This is a genomic window from Janibacter hoylei PVAS-1, from assembly GCF_000297495.1.
In the GTDB taxonomy this organism is placed as follows: Bacteria; Actinomycetota; Actinomycetes; order Actinomycetales; family Dermatophilaceae; genus Janibacter; species Janibacter hoylei.
The window spans coordinates 11,899-27,487 of the sequence record NZ_ALWX01000074.1; the positions used below are offsets into that span (position 1 = coordinate 11,899).

A 15,589-nucleotide genomic window follows, 5' to 3' on the forward strand; every position below is an offset into this window, starting at 1 on the left:
GGGGCGGTGGTGCTGGTCCGAGGACCCGTCGGACCGACGGGTGATCTAGGGGAGGGTCACGACCTGGGCGGCCCAGACGAGACCGGCGCCGAAGCCGATCTGCAGGGCCAGGCCACCGGGCTCGACCTCGCCCTCGCGCAGCATGCGCTCCATCGCGAGGGGGATCGAGGCTGCCGAGGTGTTGGCGGTCGTGACGATGTCGCGGGCGACGGGCAGGTCCTGCGGCAGGCCGAGCGTCTTGACCATCTGGTCGATGATCCGCACGTTGGCCTGGTGGGGGATGAAGGCGGCGAGCTCGTCCGCGCGCACGCCGGCCACGTCGAGGGCGCGCTGCGCCTCCTTGGCCATGGACCACACCGCCCAGCGGAAGACGCTCGGGCCCTGCATGACGATGGCGGGCCAGCGCAGGTCGCGGTCGGTGCGCAGCTGGTTCCACGAGTCGCGCTGGGCGATGAGGTCCTTCTGCTCGCCGTCGCTGCCCCAGACCGTCGGGGAGATGCCCGGGACGTCGCTGCGGGAGACGATCGCGGCGCCCGCTCCGTCACCGAAGATGAAGGCGGAGCCACGGTCCTGCGGGTCGGTGAAGTCGAGCAGCTTTTCGACCCCCACGACGAGCACGTGCTCGGCCGTGCCGACCCGGACCATGTCGTTGGCGAGCGAGATGCCGTGGCAGTAGCCGGCGCAGGCCGCGGAGACGTCGAAGGCGGCGGCGGCCGAGCCCAGACGAGAGGCGAGCTCGGGTGCGGCAGCCGGTGTCTGGAAGGGGTGGGTCACGGTGGCCACGACCACCGCACCGATCTGCGTGGCGTCGAGCCCGGCGTAGGCGAGGGCATCGCGGGAGGCGTGCTCGGCCATGTCGACGACGCTCTCGTCCGGCGCAGCCTTGTGCCGGGAGGCGATGCCGGAGCGCTCGCGGATCCACTCGTCGGAGGAGTCGATGGCGGCGACGATCTCGCTGTTGGGGACGACCCGCTCCGGGCGGTAGCCGCCGATGCCGGTGATCCGAGCATGGTGCAGCGTCTGCGCGACGCCGAGCGTGCTCACGCGAGGCCGCCCTGCGGGTGCAGGCGCAGGACAGGCTGCCCCGGCGAGACGGGGTCACCGTCCTCGACGAGCCACTCGACGATCGTGCCGGGGTGCTGGGCCCGCACCTCGAGGGTGTCGCGCAGCGAGGAGATGCGGGCGATGACGTCCCCGGCCGCGACCGGCGAGCCGGGCTCGGCCGTCGTGATGCCGACGGTGCCCTTGATCGGAGCGGTGATCAGGCGCCACGTCGGCTCGGTGGCCCGGCGGCTCGTGCCGTGCTCGCGGACCATCCGGTGCGCGGCCTCGAGGTCGTCGGGCGTCTTGAGCGCGAGGACCTCGATGCCCTTGAGCCCGCGCTTGGCGAGGCCGGTGAGGGCGCCGGCGGGCGGGATCTCGATGATGCCGGTGACCCCGAGGTCCTTGAGCGTCTCCATGCACAGGTCCCAGCGCACCGGGTTGCTCACCTGGCTGACGATGCGCCGCAGCACCTCGCTGCCGGAGTGCACGACGGTGCCGTCGACGTTGGAGACGAGGGGGGACCCGGGCGTCGTGCGTCGAGACGGCGCGGGCCAGACGAGCGAGGTCGTCGACGGCAGGGGCCATGTGCGAGGTGTGGAAGGCCCCGGCGACCTTGAGCGGCATGACCCGGGCCCGGGCCGGGGGAGCAGCGGCGAAGGCCGCGAGCTGGTCGAGCGTGCCGGCGGCGACGACCTGGCCGGCACCGTTGACATTGGCCGGGGTCAGGCCGTGCGACTCGATCGCGGCGAGGACCTCCCCTTCGTCACCGCCCAGGACGGCGCTCATGCCGGTCGGGGCGACCCGGGAGGCGGCGGCCATCGACCGGCCCCGCTCACGCACGAGGACCATCGCCTGCTCGGCGGTGATGACGCCGGCAGCGGTCGCGGCCGTGATCTCGCCGACGCTGTGACCTGCGCCGGCCCCGACGACCCGGAAGCCGTCGGCCGGGTGCTCGAAGAGGGCGAGGAGCGCGAGGAGCCCCGAGGCGACGATGAGCGGCTGGGCGACCGCGGTGTCCTTGATCGTCTCCTCGTCGGAGGTCGTGCCGTGGGCTGCCAGGTCGATGGCGGCGACGGTCGACAGCCAGTGGAGTCGGTCGGCCACCCCGGGCAGCTCGAGCCAGGGGGCGAGGAAACCGGGTGTCTGGGACCCTTGACCGGGGCAGGTGATGGCGAGCACGAGTCCAGAGTCCTCCTCGGCGACCGCTGGGGGCGACAGCGATGGCCCCAGAGATTCACCCCAGGCTCTTGGAGGGATCCTCCAAGATGGCCCCGAGGGTCAGGGCGACGCGGACGGTGAAGGCCTCGTGCGGGTCGCCGAGGTCGTAGCCGATGACGTCGGTGATCCGACCGAGCCGGTAGCGCACCGTGTTGACGTGGACGATGAGCGTGCGCGCTGTCGCCTCGAGCCCGGGGGACTCCAGGTGCGTCCGGGCCGTCTCGAGCAGGCTCGGGTGCTCCTCGAGTGGGGTCTGCACGAGCTCGACCAGCTGTGCCTGCGCGAGGTCGTCCCCGGCGATCGCCCGCTCGGCGAGCAGGTCGTCGGCGGCGACCGGTCGGGGTCGGTCCGGCCAGCCTGGGGCGGCCACGTGGCCGGCGACGGCGGCGTGGGCCGACAGGGCGCCCTCGGCGAGGTCGCCGACGAGCGGACCGTGCACGAGGTCGCCGTCGCCGAAGCAGTCGGCGAAGAGCTGTGCCGTGGACGCGGCGTCCTCGCACTGCCCGACGACGGCCACGAGCCGTGCGCCCTGCACACCGGTGAGGACGGGCAGGTCGTGCCGGCGCGCGGTCGAGTGGACCGCTGCCACGGCGGCGGCAGGGTCTTCCTCGTCGCTGCCCGATGGCGAACCGCCCACGAGCACAACGATGTCGGTGACCTCACCCCATCCGAGAGCGGCCGCGCGGGTGCGGATCGACTCGTCGACCTCGCCGCGCATCACCGCGTCGATGACGAGCGACTCCAAGCGGGCGTCCCAGGCGCCCCGCTGCTCCGCGGCGTGGGCGTAGACCTGGGCGGCGCCGAAGGCGATCTCGCGCGAGTAGCGCAGCACCGCCAGCCGCAGGTCGGTGACGTCACCGGGGCGGGCGAGCTCGTCGACGTGCTCCTCGACGACGTCGACGACCGAGCGCGCGAGCTCGAGGGTCTGGGCCAAGCTGATCGTCCGGGTCAGCTCGCGGGGTGCGGCGCCGAAGGTCGTCCGCGTGTCGGCCGATTCCTTGCCGTCGAGCCACTGGATGAAGTTGGCGATGCCCGCCTGGGCCACGAGCCCCACCCACGACCGTTCCTGCGCGGTGAGGGTGGCGTACCAGTCGTGGGTGGCCTCGAGCCGCTGCGTCGCCGCCCGCGCGAGGTCACCGCCCCTCCGGCGGACCTCACGGCGGGTGGTCAGGGAGACGAGGCCTCGACGCGACACGCCGCCATCCTATGTGTGAAGACCACAAGAGGGCCGCGCCCTCCCTTCGCGTGCGGCGCTCCTCCACCAGATGAGCGGTCAGTCGGTGCCGAACTCCATGGCGGCGCGGTCGAGGGCGTCGTCGATCTCGTCGACGTCCTGCGCGGCCGGGTTGGAGGCGATCTGGTCGCCGCCGCCGGCCTCGAGCTCGCCCATGATGTCGAGGTAGCCGCCGGAGAGCTGGTCCTGCGCGGCGTAGACCTCGAGCTTGCTGCGACTGTCGGCGATGTCGAGGTTGCGCATCGTCAGCTGACCGATGCGGTCGACGGGGCCGAAGGCGGCATTGTCCGTGCGTTCCATCGACAGCTTGTCGGGGTGGTAACTGAAGTGCTCGCCCACCGTGTTGACGATCGTCCAGTCCTCGCCGCGGCGCAGGCGCACCGTGACCTCGCCGGTGACGACGGAGGCAACCCAGCGCTGCAGCGACTCGCGCAGCATGAGCGCCTGCGGGTCGAACCAGCGGCCCTCGTAGAGCAGACGACCGAGGCGGCGGCCCTCCGCGTGGTAGCTGGCGATGGTGTCCTCGTTGTGCACCGCGTTGACCAGGCGCTCGTAGGTGAGGTGGAGCAGGGCCATCGCCGGGCCCTCGTAGATGCCCCGGGACTTGGCCTCGATGATCCGGTTTTCGATCTGGTCGGACATGCCCAGGCCGTGCCGGCCACCGATGGTGTTGGCCGCCATGACGAGGGCGACCGCGTCGCCCCCGAAGTCGTCGCCGTTGATGGCGACGGGGCGACCCCGCTCGAAGCGGACGGTGACGTCCTCGGCCTCGATGGCCACCTCGGGGTCCCAGAAGCGCACCCCCATGATCGGCTCGACGGTCTCGAGGGAGACGTCGAGGTGCTCGAGGGTCTTGGCCTCGTGGGTCGCGCCCCAGATGTTGGCGTCGGTCGAGTAGGCCTTCTCGGCGCTGTCGCGGTAGGGCAGGCCGCGCTCGGTCAGCCACTCGGACATCTCCTGGCGGCCGCCGAGCTCGGTGACGAAGTCGGCGTCGAGCCACGGCTTGTAGATGCGCAGCCCGGGGTTGGCCATGAGGCCGTAGCGGTAGAAGCGCTCGATGTCGTTGCCCTTGTAGGTCGAGCCGTCGCCCCAGATCGAGACGCCGTCCTCCTTCATGGCCCGCACGAGCAGGGTGCCGGTGACGGCGCGGCCGAGGGGGGTGGTGTTGAAGTAGGTGCGGCCGCCGCTGCGGATGTGGAAGGCGCCGGTGGCGATCGCGGACAGGCCCTCCTCGACGAGCGGGCCCTTGCAGTCGACCAGGCGGGAGAGCTCCGAGCCGTACTGGCCGGCGCGACCGGGGATCGACTCGATGTCGTCCTCGTCGTACTGGCCGAGGTCGGCGGTGTACGTGCACGGCACCGCCCCCTTCTCGCGCATCCACGCGACGGCCACCGAGGTGTCGAGTCCGCCGGAGAAGGCGATGCCGACACGTTCACCAACAGGGAGGGAAGTCAGTACCTTGGACACGCCCCACAGCCTAGGTCCTCGGGTGACCGGCCGGCATCGCGGTCCACCCCAATCGTCCTGACCACGTGCTGACGATCCGGCCACCGTCGCGTCATGATGACTTCACCCCCGCAGCACCCCAGCGTCTCCGGTCGCCGGTCTCGGGTCCCTAGCGTCCCGCGCATGACCACCTCCAGGATGCTCACCGGCGCGCTGTGTGCCACCACCCTGCTCGTCCCTGTCGCCGTGGCCGGCACCTCCTCCGCGGCCACGTCGACGGTCCAGACCTCGACACCGGACCGCCCCGGTCACCGCCCGGAGAAGGGGGAGAGCCTGCAGCCGCAGATCTTCGCCCACCGCGGCGCCTCCGGCTACCGACCGGAGCACACCCTCGCCGCCTACGAGCTGGCCGTCGGCATGCGCGCCGACTACATCGAGCCCGATCTCGTCATGACCAAGGACGGGGTCCTCGTCGACCGTCACGAGCCGGAGATCTCCGGCACGACGGACGTCGCCGACCACCCGGAGTTCGCCGACCGCAAGACGACCAAGGACCTCGACGGCACCCCGACGACGGGCTGGTTCGTCGACGACTTCACCCTCGCCGAGCTCAAGACCCTGCGTGCCAAGGAGCGCCTCGGTGACCTGCGGCAGGAGTCGAGCACCTACGACGGCCGCTTCGAGGTACCGACCTTCGAGGAGGTGCTCCGCCAGCGCGCGCGCCTGTCGAAGGAGACCGGCCGGGAGATCGGGATCATCCCGGAGATCAAGCACTCCACCTACCTGCACGCCGAGGGTTTCGACCCCGAGCGAGAGGTCGCCCGGCTGGCGAAGAAGTACCACCTCAACAGCAAGAAGGCCCCCATGTGGGTCCAGTCCTTCGAGCTGACGGCCCTGAAGGACCTGCGCCGCGCCGGGTACAAGGGCCGCTCCACCTTCCTCACCACGGCGAAGGGAGGTCCCTACGACCTCCACGAGCAGGGCACGACCTACGCCGAGCTGACGACCCGTCGGTCCATGGGAGAGCTCTCCCGGTGGATCGACGGCTTCGGTCCCGAGAAGGCGCAGGTGATCCCCCTTCGTGCTGACGGGTCGCTGGGGGAGCCGACGCGCTTCGTCGCCGACGCGCACGCCGCGGGGCTGAAGGTCACGCCGTGGACCTTCCGCGCGGAAAACTCCTTCCTGCCCACCGACTACCGCATCGGGACCGACCCGGCAGACTTCGGCCGGGCACTGGACGAGGTCACCCGCTTCTACGAGGCCGGGGTCGACGGCGTCTTCTGCGACCAGCCGGACGTGTGCGTCGAGGCCCGGCGCACCTTCCTCGGCGACGACTGACGACCTGACGAAGGGAGGGTCGCACCCGCTGCGACCCTCCCTTCGTGCATGGTTCTCGTGCTGCGCGAGTACGTCGGGGCCTGCCGCCGCGACGTGCGCATCGCCTTCCCTTACGCCGTCACCTGCGCCTGCGAGGCGCAGGCGGCGCTGGCCGACCTCGTCGCCCTGCGCACCCGCTGACCTCGGCCGGTGAGGCGCCCACCGGGGCGGGCCGGGCCCTCAGCGCGGTCAGACCGGCGTGAGGGGTGCGTGCGGTGGCTCGGGCAGCTCGACACGGATGGGGTCGTCGGGTCGGACGAGACCGCCGACCTCGACGACGGCCATGACGCCCGCGCGGCGCACGATGCCGACCCCGTCGAGGCTCTGCACGCCCCCGGTCGGCCCGAGCTCCACGTCGGAGTCGGAGGCGACCCCGTCGACCCTTCGCGCGACGAGCTTGAGCAGCCCGCGCGAGTACTCGTCGATCTGCCGGCACGGGTTGCGCAGCCCGGTGAGCCGCACGACGGCCTCGCCGAGACGCAGCCGCGTGCCCTCGGGCAGCGCGAGCAGGTCGATGTCGTGGGTGAGGACGTTGTCCCCGAGGGTGCCGGGACCGACGTCGTGTCCGGCGGCACGAGCCTCGTCGATGAGGTCGTCCTGGATGAGGTGGACCTGTCGCAGGTTGGGCTGGTCGGGGTCGCGGCGCACCCGGGAGCGGTGCTGGACGCGGGTGCCCGCGTGGGCGTCACCGCGCACGCCGAGACCGGCGACGAGCTCGATCGCCTCGCGCGGCACCTTGCTGAAGCGATGCGTCTCGTCCCGGCTCACCGCGACGACGAAGGGGGCGCCCATGCCGGGATCCTCCCACGGCAAGTGCGCCCCCTCCGGCCGGCGGGGTCACACCGTCAGGCGTCGCCTCCGGCATTGCCGGAGGTCCCGGCCCCGATCTCGAGCAGGCGGTAGCGCTCCGCGGCCTGCGCCGGGACGTCCTCGGCGACCCACCCGCGGTCGGCGAGCATCTGCAGGGCCCGCACCGCCATCGACGGCCCGTCGACGTGGAAGTAGCGCCGCGCCGCCGCGCGGGTGTCGGAGAAGCCGAAGCCGTCGGTGCCCAGGGCCGAGTACTCCTCTGGGACCCACGGGCGGATCTGGTCCTGCACCTGCTTCATGTAGTCCGAGACGGCGACGACCGGGCCGACCGCGCCCTCCAGCGCCTGCGTGACGAAGGGGGTCCGCCGCTCCTGGTCGGGGTGGAGGAAGCGCTCCTCGTCGCAGGCCATGGCCTCGCGGCGCAGCTCGCTCCAGCTCGTCACCGACCACACGTCGGCGACGACACCCCAGTCGTCGCGCAGCAGCTGCTGCGCCTCGAGGGCCCACGCCATGCCGACGCCGCTCGCGAGCAGCTGGCAGCGCGGGGGAGTGCCGCCCAGACCGGAGTCGTCGCCCGCCCGGTAGCGGTACATGCCCTTGAGCAGGGCGTCGACGTCGATGCCCTCGGGCTGCTGGGGCTGGACGATCGGCTCGTTGTAGAGAGTGAGGTAGTAGATGACATTGCGGCTGGGGTCGCTCTGCGGGGCGTCGCCGCCGTACATCTGCTCCAGCCCCCGGCGCATGATGTGCGCGATCTCGAAGCCGTAGGCCGGGTCCCAGGTGACGACGGCCGGGTTGGTCGCTGCGAGCAGCGGCGAGTGGCCGTCGGCGTGCTGCAGGCCCTCGCCGGTGAGCGTCGTGCGGCCGGCGGTCGCGCCGAGCATGAAGCCGCGGGACATCTGGTCGGCCGCCGCCCAGATGCTGTCGCCGGTGCGCTGGAAGCCGAACATCGAGTAGAAGATGTAGACGGGGATCATCGGCTCGCCGTGCGTCGCGTAGCTCGTCGCCACCGCGGTGAAGGCCGCGACCGAACCGGCCTCGTTGATGCCCGTGTGGATGATCTGGCCCTGCTCGGACTCGCGGTAGGCGAGCATGAGGTCGGCGTCGACCGAGGTGTAGTTCTGCCCGTGCGGGTTGTAGATCTTCTTGGTGGGGAAGAAGGAGTCCATCCCGAAGGTGCGCGCCTCGTCGGGGATGATCGGCACGATCCGCTCGCCGAAGCCCTTCTCCCGCATGAGGTCCTTGAGCAGACGGACCCAGGCCATCGTCGTGGCGATCTCCTGCTTGCCCGAACCCTTGGTCATCTGGGCGTACTTGTCGTCGGCCGGAAGCTCCGGCGCGGTGTACTCGACCCGTCGCGAGGGCAGTCCGCCGCCCAGCTTGCTGCGGCGCTCGCGCATGTACTGGATCGCCTCGTCGTCCTCGCCGGGGTGGTAGTACGGCGGCAGGTACGGGTCGGCCTCGAGCTGCTCGTCGGTGATCGGGATCTTCAGCCCGTCGCGCAACCCCTTGAGGTCGTCGAGCGTGAGCTTCTTCATCTGGTGGGTCGCGTTGCGCCCGGCGAAGTGGGTGCCGAGGCCGTAGCCCTTGATCGTCTTGGCGAGGATGACCGTCGGCTGGCCGGTGTGCTCCATCGCGGCGCGGTAGGCGGCGTAGACCTTGTTGTAGTCGTGGCCACCGCGCTTGAGCTTCCACCACACGTCCTCGTCGGACCAGTCCGCGACGAGCTTGCGGGTGCGCGGGTCGCGGTTGAAGAAGTTGTCCCGGACGTAGGCGCCGTCGTTGGCGCGGAAGGTCTGGTAGTCGCCGTCGGGCGTCTGGTTCATGAGGTTGACGAGGGCGCCGTCGCGGTCGGCCGCGAGCAGTGGGTCCCAGCCCCGACCCCAGACGACCTTGATGACATTCCACCCGGCGCCGCGGAACTGCGCCTCGAGCTCCTGGATGATCTTGCCGTTGCCGCGGACGGGGCCGTCGAGCCGCTGCAGGTTGCAGTTGACGACGAAGGTGAGGTTGTCCAGCTCCTCGAAGGCCGCCGTCTGCAGCAGGCCACGGCTCTCCGGCTCGTCCATCTCCCCGTCGCCGAGGAAGGCCCAGACGTGCTGCTGGGAGGTGTCCTTGATGCCGCGGTTGTGCAGGTACTTGTTGAACTGCGCCTGGTAGATCGCATTCATCGGCCCGATGCCCATCGACACCGTGGGGAACTCCCAGAAGTCGGGCATGAGGCGCGGGTGCGGGTAGGAGGGCATGCCGGTCGTGCCCTGCCCGGCGAGCTGGGCCGCCTCCTGGCGGAAGCCGTCCATCTGCTCCTCGTTGAGGCGCCCCTCGAGGAAGGCGCGGGCGTACATGCCGGGGGAGGCGTGGCCCTGGAAGAAGATCTGGTCGCCACCGCCCGGGTGGTCCTTGCCGCGCCAGAAGTGGTTGAAGCCCACCTCGTAGAGGGTCGCCGCCGAGGCGTAGGAGGAGATGTGCCCGCCGACGCCGACCCCGGGGCGCTGGGCGCGGTGGACCTGGATCGCGGCATTCCAGCGGATCCAGGCGCGGTAGCGGCGCTCGACCTCCTCGTCACCCGGGTACCACGGCTCGTCCTTGGGGGCGATGGTGTTGACGTAGTCCGTCGTCGTCAGCGAGGGGACTCCGACGTTCTTCATCCGGGCGCGCTCGAGCAGGCGCAGCATGACGTAGCGAGCGCGCTCCCTGCCGGACTCGTCGATGAGGTGGTCGATGGACTCGAGCCACTCCGCCGTCTCCTCGGCGTCGATGTCCGGGAGGTGGGTCGGGATGCCGTTGAGGATGGGGCCGTCGCTGAGGTGGTCTGCCGAGCCGGGCACGGGTCGTCCTTTCGCAAGATGGTCCGCCAGAGGTGACGGCGGACACACCCACTATCTCGTGCCCGTGTCGCGCGTCACAAACCGGGTGTCGTCACGCGGCACGGGTGCGCGTAGACGGTGGCGCGGTCCTCGCGGACGAAACCGAGCAGCGTCAGGCCGGAGCGCTCGGCGACCTCGACGGCCAAGGTGGTCGCGGCCGACACGCAGGCGAGCACGGGGACCCCGGCGACCGCTGCCTTCTGCGCGATCTCGAAGCCGGCCCGGGACGAGACGACGAGGGCGTGCCCGCGCAGGGGGAGACGCCCTTCGCGGGCAGCCCACCCGATGACCTTGTCGACGGCGTTGTGCCGGCCGATGTCCTCGCGGACGACGAGCACCGTGCCCTCCGGGTCGAGCAGCGCGGCCGCGTGGACCCCGCCGGTGGCGGCGAAGACCTTCTGCCGCTCCCGCATCGCCGCCACGCCCGCGTGGACCACGTCGAGCCCGATGCGCACGTCGTCGTCGGAGGGGGAGTGGGGCAGGGTCTCGATCAGGTCGTCGACCGAGGCAGACCCGCACACGCCGCACGCGCTCGTCGCGACCTCGGTGCGCTCGGTGACCGGTCGTCGCAGCGAGACGCCCGCCGCGAGGGTCACCTCGACGACGTTGAAGGTCGGCGAGCCGTCGGGCCCGACGTCGGTGCAGTGCATCATCGTCGCGATGTCGGCGCCGTCGCCGACGAGACCCTCGGCGACGAGGTGGCCGAGCGCGAGGTCGAAGTCGTCACCCGGCAGACGCATCGTCGTCGTCACGGTCTGCGACGGCGGCCGCAGCTCGCTCGGGGCGCCCCCGGCGGCCAGCGCCCGCTCGGGCAGCGCAGCGACCCGGATCTCCAGCGGCTCCTCGACGACGACCGACTCGATCCGTGAGGCCGCCGACGGGCCCAGCCGCTGCACCCGCAGCCGTCGCGTTATCCGTCCCACCGGGCACCTCCACGTCCGTTGACCACCCGGTCAGCCTACGGAGGCGTCTGGTGTCATGGACCCGTGGACGACCAGCCGACCCCGCCCCCTTCGCCTCCCGGCCGTGCTGCCCCTGCGTGGTGACGCCGGCGCGGACTGGCGCCCCGTCTCGCCCGCGCTCGTGCAGGTGCGACGGGTCAGTGCGTCGGCGGTCCTGCTGCCGCTCGCCGTGGCCTGCGCCGTCGCGGCGGCCTTCACGTGGACCTGGGTCGCTGCCGGCGCCGTGGTGCTCCTGCTGCTGTGGGCCTGGCTCATGTGGCTCGTCGGCGTGCAGGTGCGCGCGATCACCTGGGCCGAGCTGCCGGAGGAGCTGGCGATCCGCAAGGGTCGGCTCTGGCGGAGGCTCGTGACGATCCCCTACGGGCGGATCCAGTACGTCGACCTGTCCTCCGGTCCGTACAAGCGAGCGAAGGGGATGGCCGACATCACCGTGCACACGGCCTCGCCGACCAGCTCCGGGGACATCCCGGGGCTGCCGGCCGAGGTCGCGGAGGAGCTGCGGGTGCGGCTGGCCGCTCGTGGCGACGCCCAGCGGGCCGGGCTGTGAGCCAGACCCCGACCACTGACTTCGTCCGGGTGCACCCGGTCTCGCCCTTCATCCGTGGCGGGCTCATCGTCCTGGGCTTCCTCGGCTACGTCCTGTCGCAGCAGTTCGACCGGGTCGCCGGTTCGCTCGGGCCGGATGCCGAGGGAGGGGCCTTCGGCGTCGGGCTGGTCCAGCTCGGCGTCCTCGCGCTCGTCGTACTCGGCGCCATCGGCATCGGTCTGCTGTCCTGGTGGTTCACGCGGTACCGGATCGGCGGCGACAGCATCGAGATGCGCACGGGCGCGATCTTCCGGCAGCACCGTCAGGTGCGCTACGACCGGATCCAGGCCGTCGACGTCGTCCGTCCGCTGCTCGCCCGGCTCTTCGGGCTGTCGGAGGTGCGCGTCGAGTCGGCCGGCGGCGGCGACTCCCACCTGTCGATCGCCTACCTGCGGATGGGCGAGGCCGATGCCGTGCGGCAGCGCCTGCTCGGGCTGGCCCACGAGTCCGGCTCCGAGGTCCCCGCCGACGAAGGGAGCGCCCCGCACCCCGAGCGGACGGTCGCCGCCGCCGCGCCGACGGAGGGGGCGCCCCTGCTCGTGGTCCCACCGGCACGGATCGTCGCCTCGGTGCTGCTCGGCGGCGAGGCGATCTTCGTCGCGCTCCTCCTGCTCGTCGCGCTCGTGCTGTCCGTGCTCGGGCTGGGTGCGGTGATCGGTGGTCTCGCCCCCGCGGCCGTCATCGGGGCGGGCCGGGCACTCATGCGCCTGACGCGCTGGTGGGGTCTGACGATCGGGCTGCGCGGCCCGCTGACCCTGACGAGCCAGCGGGGCCTCACCGACACCCGGACCTCGTCGGTGCCCCTGCACCGGGTGCAGGCCGTCGCGATCGAGCAGCCCTGGCTGTGGCGTCGCCCCGGGTGGTGGTCGCTCAAGGTCAACGTCGCCGGCGCCGAGATCGGCTCGGCGTCGGAGTCGACGGACACCGTGCTCGTGCCCGTGGCCACGACCACGGAGGTCCTGCGCCTGCTCGAGGTCGTCACGGGCGACCCGCAGACCACGGCCGAGGCCGGCTCGCTCGTCGCCGGGACCCCCGAGGGCTTCGTCGGTCTCCCCGGGCGGAGCCGGTGGGTCCACCCCTTCGCCCGACGTCGCATCGGCTACCTCGCCGGGCAGCGGGCCCTGCTTACGCGCTCCGGCTGGCTCGACCACACGCTGCAGATCGTTCCCTGGAGGCGGATCCAGTCGCTGACCGTGACGCAGGGGCCGATCTCGCAGCGGCTGGACCTCGCGAGCGTCGAGGTCGTGAGCACGGTCGGGCCGGTGAGCCCCCGGGTGCAGCACCTCGACCGGGCGGGTGCCGAGCGGCTGCGAGCCCTCGCCGAGCAGCACGCGAGCCCAGCACGACGGGGCCGATCGGGCGGGCCTGCTTGCGTCACGGGGCCGGACACGGTGGACTGTGACGGATGAATCAGCAGCGAGCAGGAGAAGGGACCACGGTCGTGACGGGGGAGTCGACGGAGCAGGGCGACGACATCGCCCGGGACGCCGTGGCCAAGTTGGGCTTCACCAAGGAGCAGATCGTCCAGGAGTACGGCTGGGATGACGACGTCGACGAGGCCCTGCGCCTCGCGATCGAGGACGTCGTCGGCGACCCCATAGAGGACGAGAGCTACACGGGTGTCGTCGACGCCGTGATCCTCTGGTGGCGCGACGGCGACGGTGACCTCACCGACGCGCTCGTCGACACCCTGGGCACCCTCGCCGAGGGGTCCTCGATCGTCCTGCTCACGCCGCGCCCCGGCCAGCCGGAGGAGGTCGACCCGAGCGAGGTCGACGAGGCGGCCACGACCGCGGGGCTGCACACCTCGGGCAATGTCATGTGCTCCGAGCACTGGGTCGCGACGCGCCTGGCCGCGCGCAAGGGCGTCGCCTGATCCGGCACACTGCCGGCATGAGCCGTCAGCCCGTCGCCGTGGGGGAGATCGCCCCCGACTTCACCCTGCGTGACCACAACGGCAGGGACGTGTCGCTGCGCGAGCACGCGGGCCGACGCAGTGTCCTGCTCGTCTTCTACCCCTTCGCCTTCTCGGGCATCTGCACGGGCGAGCTCGGTGAGATCCGCGACGACCTCGGGCGCTTCGAGTCGCCTGACGTCACGACGATGGCGATCTCGTGCGACCCGATGTTCAGCCTGCGCGCGTGGGCCGACCGGGAGGGCTACTTCTTCCCGCTGCTGTCGGACTTCTGGCCGCACGGCGAGGTCGCCCGGGCCTACGGCGTCCTCGACGAGCAGGCTGGCAAGGCCGAGCGCGGGACCTTCCTCGTCGGCCCCGACGGGCGGGTTGCATGGTCGCTCGTCAACCCCGCCGGCCGGGCCCGGGACTTCACCGGCTACCACGAGGCGCTGTCCCGCATCGTGGACTCCCGGGGGCCCTCGGGCGGGTAGCCTCGGTCGTCATGAGCGACAACATCCTCGAGGTGGACCTGCTGGCCTTCGAGTCCGGGGACGGTGAGCGGGCACGCGCCGTCGTCGACGGTCTGATGACCTCCCTCGAGACGGGCTTCGTCTACGTCAAGCACGACCTCTCCGAGGACCTCATCGACAGCGCCTACGGGATGCTCGAGGAGTTCTTCACCGCCGAGCGCGAGGTCAAGGAGCAGTTCGTCGCCCCGGGCACGCACGGCCAGACCGGCTACACCGGCCTGCTCGTCGAGACCGCCGCCACCGCCGACGTCGCGGACTGGAAGGAGATGCTCAACTGGGGTCCCTCCATCCCGGCCGGGCACCCGCTGCGCACGCGCTACCCGCACCGCTACCACGACCCGGTGCTGCCGGAGTCGGCGGTGCCGGGCATCACCGAGACGCTCACCGCCTTCCACCGCTCGGTCGCCGACCTGCAGCGACGGGTCCTGCGGATCATCGCGACCGGTGTCGGAGCCCACCCCGACTACTTCGAGAAGATGCTCGTCGACGGTCCGACGCTCTCGCGCGCCATCCACTACCCGGCGATGGAGTCGGCCCCGGAGGCCCCGCACGTGTGGGCGGCCGAGCACGCCGACATCAACCTCATCACCGCGCTGCCCCGGGCGACCGCGGCCGGACTGCAGGTGCGCCTGAAGGACTCCGGCGAGTGGATCGACGCCATCGCCCCCGAGGGTGGCGCGATCATCAACACCGGCCTCATGCTCGAGGTCGTGACCAATGGCGTCATCGAGCCCGGCATCCACCGGGTCGTCGCCGCGCCGGGGCAGGAGGGCGACCGCTACTCCGTCGTCCAGTTCACCCACCCGACGCCGTGGACCGTCCTCAGCCCGCTCGTGTCGACGGTCACCGAGCAGACGCCGCAGCTCTTCTCGCCGATCAGCGCCGCCGACGCCCTCGACCTCGTCCTCTACGAGATCAACCTCATCGAGGACGCGCGTCGCGTCTGAGACGCGGGCCGCGGCCTGTCATGATGACCCCGGCGCCGTAGGCGCTCGGGGCCTGTAGCTCAGTTGGTAGAGCACCGCGTTTACACCGCGGGTGTCGTCGGTTCGAGCCCGGCCGGGCCCACATGACCTCCATCCGACTGCGCGACGTGCTGACGGTCCTCGAGGGGCTCTACCCCCAGGACTCGGCGCAGTCCTGGGACCGCGTCGGCCTGGTGACCGGTGACCCTGAGCAACCCGTGCGGCGCATCCACGCGGCCGTCGACCCGACCCTCGAGGTCATCGCGCAGGCCCGTGACGCCGGCGCCGACCTGCTCATCACCCACCACCCCCTCCTCCTGCGCGGCGTGCACTCCGTCGCCACGACGAGCGCGAAGGGGGCCGCCATCACCTCCCTCGTCGTCGGCGACGTCGCGCTCTACGTCGCCCACACCAACGCCGACGTCGCCGAGCCCGGGGTCAACACCGCGCTCGCCGCCGCGTGCGGCCTGGCGAGTACCGAGCCGCTGAGCACCGAGGAGGACCGGCCCATGGGACGGGTCGGTGACCTCGACGAGCCGGTGACCCTCGCGGACTTCGCTGCGCGACTGGCGGCGGCACTCCCTTCGGCCCCGGCGGGCATCCGGGTCGCCGGGCCGGCAGAGGCGCCGGTGCGCCGCGTCGCCCTGCTCGGC

General features: G+C 71.8%; 15 protein-coding genes, 1 tRNA gene and 1 pseudogene. 9 read left to right on the top strand and 8 right to left on the bottom strand.

Translation table 11 applies throughout. The features are described from left to right. Positions 1–45: 45 nt before the first annotated feature. The 5 genes and pseudogenes from B277_RS13720 to argG all read right to left on the bottom strand — a co-directional run bounded on the left by B277_RS13720 (position 46) and on the right by argG (position 4,963). Positions 46–1,044, bottom strand: coding sequence for a beta-ketoacyl-ACP synthase III (locus B277_RS13720; RefSeq protein WP_007929288.1), 999 nt, complete (start codon positions 1,042–1,044; stop codon positions 46–48). Next, positions 1,041–1,316 carry an acetyl-CoA carboxylase biotin carboxyl carrier protein gene (locus B277_RS19245; RefSeq protein WP_238148019.1) on the bottom strand — a complete coding sequence of 92 codons (276 nt, stop codon included), beginning with the start codon at positions 1,314–1,316 and terminating at the stop codon, positions 1,041–1,043. The genes B277_RS13720 and B277_RS19245 overlap by 4 nt, the downstream gene beginning before the upstream one ends. Continuing rightward, positions 1,305–2,223: pseudogene (locus B277_RS13725) on the bottom strand (ACP S-malonyltransferase); the annotation flags it as partial. The gene B277_RS19245 and the pseudogene B277_RS13725, both read right to left, overlap by 12 nt. A gap of 55 nt (positions 2,224–2,278) precedes the next feature. After that, positions 2,279–3,457, bottom strand: coding sequence for a PucR family transcriptional regulator (locus B277_RS13730; RefSeq protein WP_007929290.1), 1,179 nt, complete (start codon positions 3,455–3,457; stop codon positions 2,279–2,281). A gap of 78 nt (positions 3,458–3,535) precedes the next feature. Beyond that, entirely contained in the window at positions 3,536–4,963 is a 1,428-nt protein-coding gene (gene argG, locus B277_RS13735; protein WP_007929292.1) for an argininosuccinate synthase, read from the bottom strand. A 162-nt stretch (positions 4,964–5,125) separates the two neighbouring features. Here argG and B277_RS13740 point away from each other — a divergent pair, with 162 nt between their 5' ends. Continuing rightward, positions 5,126–6,280: a glycerophosphodiester phosphodiesterase family protein gene (locus B277_RS13740; protein ID WP_238148002.1), complete on the top strand. Its 1,155-nt coding sequence runs from the start codon at positions 5,126–5,128 to the stop codon at positions 6,278–6,280. 48 nt (positions 6,281–6,328) lie between these two features. After that, complete coding sequence (locus tag B277_RS19595) at positions 6,329–6,460, top strand: hypothetical protein (RefSeq protein WP_272948424.1); 132 nt, start codon at positions 6,329–6,331, stop codon at positions 6,458–6,460. A gap of 48 nt (positions 6,461–6,508) precedes the next feature. Here the strand turns inward: B277_RS19595 and B277_RS13745 are convergent, their stop codons facing one another. The 3 genes from B277_RS13745 to fdhD all read right to left on the bottom strand — a co-directional run bounded on the left by B277_RS13745 (position 6,509) and on the right by fdhD (position 10,919). Continuing rightward, positions 6,509–7,111: an MOSC domain-containing protein gene (locus B277_RS13745; protein WP_007929295.1), complete on the bottom strand. Its 603-nt coding sequence runs from the start codon at positions 7,109–7,111 to the stop codon at positions 6,509–6,511. 53 nt (positions 7,112–7,164) lie between these two features. Beyond that, positions 7,165–9,957: a pyruvate dehydrogenase (acetyl-transferring), homodimeric type gene (gene aceE, locus B277_RS13750; RefSeq protein WP_007929297.1), complete on the bottom strand. Its 2,793-nt coding sequence runs from the start codon at positions 9,955–9,957 to the stop codon at positions 7,165–7,167. Between the two features lie 74 nt (positions 9,958–10,031). Then, positions 10,032–10,919 (bottom strand): formate dehydrogenase accessory sulfurtransferase FdhD, encoded by an 888-nt coding sequence (gene fdhD / locus B277_RS13755; RefSeq protein WP_040881669.1) that lies wholly within the window; start codon positions 10,917–10,919, stop codon positions 10,032–10,034. Between the two features lie 103 nt (positions 10,920–11,022). Between fdhD and B277_RS13760 the strand changes: the two genes are divergently transcribed. The 7 genes from B277_RS13760 to B277_RS13790 form a co-directional block, all read left to right on the top strand. Continuing rightward, the gene (locus B277_RS13760) at positions 11,023–11,505 is read left to right on the top strand and encodes a PH domain-containing protein (protein WP_238539412.1); all 483 of its coding nucleotides are present in this window, start codon (positions 11,023–11,025) and stop codon (positions 11,503–11,505) included. Continuing rightward, on the top strand, positions 11,502–12,953 hold the full coding sequence (locus B277_RS13765) for a PH domain-containing protein (protein ID WP_007929302.1): 1,452 nt from the start codon (positions 11,502–11,504) through the stop codon (positions 12,951–12,953). The genes B277_RS13760 and B277_RS13765 overlap by 4 nt, the downstream gene beginning before the upstream one ends. Then, positions 12,950–13,420, top strand: a complete 471-nt coding sequence (locus B277_RS13770; protein ID WP_128276711.1) for a DUF3052 domain-containing protein — start codon at positions 12,950–12,952, stop codon at positions 13,418–13,420. The genes B277_RS13765 and B277_RS13770 overlap by 4 nt, the downstream gene beginning before the upstream one ends. Before the next feature lie 17 nt (positions 13,421–13,437). Next, the gene (locus tag B277_RS13775) at positions 13,438–13,932 is read left to right on the top strand and encodes a peroxiredoxin (RefSeq protein WP_040881671.1); all 495 of its coding nucleotides are present in this window, start codon (positions 13,438–13,440) and stop codon (positions 13,930–13,932) included. Positions 13,933–13,943: 11 nt separating this feature from the next. Next, positions 13,944–14,918 (top strand): isopenicillin N synthase family dioxygenase, encoded by a 975-nt coding sequence (locus tag B277_RS13780; RefSeq protein ID WP_007929305.1) that lies wholly within the window; start codon positions 13,944–13,946, stop codon positions 14,916–14,918. A 48-nt stretch (positions 14,919–14,966) separates the two neighbouring features. After that, positions 14,967–15,039 (top strand) — tRNA-Val (locus B277_RS13785). Position 15,040: 1 nt separating this feature from the next. After that, positions 15,041–15,589, top strand: a 549-nt coding sequence (locus B277_RS13790) for a Nif3-like dinuclear metal center hexameric protein (RefSeq protein WP_007929306.1), incomplete at its 3' end; no start/stop codon positions are given.

What these genes read in the sequence shown, in the direction of transcription:
- B277_RS19245 (WP_238148019.1), bottom strand. Translation starts at nt 1,316, where the DNA reads ATGGTCCGCGAGCACGGCACGAGCCGCCGGGCCACCGAGCCGACGTGG.
- B277_RS13740 (WP_238148002.1), top strand. Translation starts at nt 5,126, where the DNA reads ATGACCACCTCCAGGATGCTCACCGGCGCGCTGTGTGCCACCACCCTG.
- B277_RS19595 (WP_272948424.1), top strand. Translation starts at nt 6,329, where the DNA reads ATGGTTCTCGTGCTGCGCGAGTACGTCGGGGCCTGCCGCCGCGACGTG.
- B277_RS13745 (WP_007929295.1), bottom strand. Translation starts at nt 7,111, where the DNA reads ATGGGCGCCCCCTTCGTCGTCGCGGTGAGCCGGGACGAGACGCATCGC.
- B277_RS13770 (WP_128276711.1), top strand. Translation starts at nt 12,950, where the DNA reads ATGAATCAGCAGCGAGCAGGAGAAGGGACCACGGTCGTGACGGGGGAG.
- B277_RS13775 (WP_040881671.1), top strand. Translation starts at nt 13,438, where the DNA reads ATGAGCCGTCAGCCCGTCGCCGTGGGGGAGATCGCCCCCGACTTCACC.
- B277_RS13780 (WP_007929305.1), top strand. Translation starts at nt 13,944, where the DNA reads ATGAGCGACAACATCCTCGAGGTGGACCTGCTGGCCTTCGAGTCCGGG.